We start from the raw sequence: 1467 nt of genomic DNA, 5'->3' as shown, positions 1-1467 counted from the left end.
AACAAAACACTCGCACTGCCCGCCACGCAGACGTGATCACAACACCAGCCGCTACCCCGACACGGCCCCATGCCAATCACGCACGAGGTCGTTAGCTCGCCGGTTGCACGCACTACAAGGGAGTTAGGTTTGGACGCATAGCAGACGTAAGGTCCGGCTACCTCCAAGGAGGGTACCTGTCGCGGGTTGGCCAGCTTCGAATTGAGCCGCTGAGTTGCCTCATCCACCAACCGTTGCGAGAAGAGGCGGATCTCGTGGTCATTGTGTCCGCCCAGCCTCTCCACAGACTTGAAGTACACGCAGAATCGCAGATCCTCCGAGAACTCACGGTTGATGTCTTCGATAAGCGGGTCCATCAGGAGAACCGTGTCGGGTGAGAAATGCACACGGATCGTGAGGCGAAAGTCAAGGGCGCTGTCCCGTAGCGCGAGCAGGTTTCGCCAGATCTGAGTGAATGTGCCTCCCGAGTCCGCCCTGCGCCGCGTGCGGTTGTGTACGTCCTTCGGCCCGTCCAGGGATACCTGGTAGGAGTCGACTCCGAGACCGACGAGTCTGGTAGCCGTTGCCTGGTCGAGAAGGTAGCCATTGGTCGTCATGTTGGCGGCGTAAGCCAGCGAAGGGGCGCTCTTGACGATCTCTGAGGCGTGCGACGAAATCCTATAGATGACGTCCTTGGCGAGCAGTGGCTCGCCGCCGAATCAGCCGATCTCGAACCGGTCGAGTTCTGGCAGGCGCCGGTCCATGAAGGCACACACGGCGTCGGCGATGCCGTCAGGCATCCGTCCGATCTCGAACTGCTCGTAGCAGTAGGTGCAGCGGAAGTTGCACTGCTCGGTGGGAAGGATAATCAGATACAGGGAGCGAGGGTTGAGGGCCTCAGCGACCTGCGTGAAGCTGACCGGCATGCGGACTACTCTCTGCATTGCGGCGGACGGGTGGCTCTTGGCGACAAGGCGGCATTCTCCACTGGTGGTCTACCGTCACCGCTCGGGTGGTTCGCTGGGACAGTTGTTGCCACAGGCAATGAAGTTGAAGGCCTCCTCGCTCCTGAAGGCAACCTCACGTCGCTCACCTTTCCGTGACAGCGTGTTCCGCACGGCAGCGGCAAGAGCCGGATTATCGATGATAATCCTTCCTTCCTCGTCTACGGAGATCTCCGCAGGATCCACATTTCCCGTGCCAGGCATTTTCGCCTCCAGATTCTTCGGACAGGGGTACCGACCGCGTCGAACGTATGCCGATCGTCGGGGCCGAGCAACGCGAAACCTTGACGGTTACTCTGTTCAGCTACCCGGTTTCCACCGAGTGAGCGAGTGCCCGTGGCGGGACATGCCGCCCCGAGCAGGCGCCCAGCGCCTCCGCCCAGCCCAGGTGCGGACGCCGGGCAGCACGCGGCAGGCACCCCCGCGGAGACATCCCGCAGTGAGCACCGCTCCCGGCCATCATTTCCGGTCCCGAGCTGCCGCC

General features: G+C 61.9%; 1 protein-coding gene and 1 pseudogene. Both read right to left on the bottom strand.

Translation table 11 applies throughout. The annotated features are described in order from the left end of the window. Positions 1-656: pseudogene (locus ABZ070_RS37335) on the bottom strand (radical SAM protein); the annotation flags it as partial. A 42-nt stretch (positions 657-698) separates the two neighbouring features. Further along, a complete protein-coding gene (locus ABZ070_RS37330; protein WP_356640647.1) occupies positions 699-905 on the bottom strand; it encodes a hypothetical protein in 207 nt (68 codons plus the stop codon). Positions 906-1467 lie beyond the last annotated feature (562 nt).

It is taken from the genome of Streptomyces sp. NPDC006283 (assembly GCF_040613325.1).
Classification (GTDB): domain Bacteria; phylum Actinomycetota; class Actinomycetes; order Streptomycetales; family Streptomycetaceae; genus Streptomyces.
The sequence above is the reverse complement of the archived record's forward strand: the minus strand, read 5'-3'. Positions and strand labels throughout refer to the sequence as shown.

Bases quoted from the DNA above. Each gene is read 5' to 3' on its own strand.
- ABZ070_RS37330 (WP_356640647.1), bottom strand. From the start codon at position 905: ATGCCGGTCAGCTTCACGCAGGTCGCTGAGGCCCTCAACCCTCGCTCC.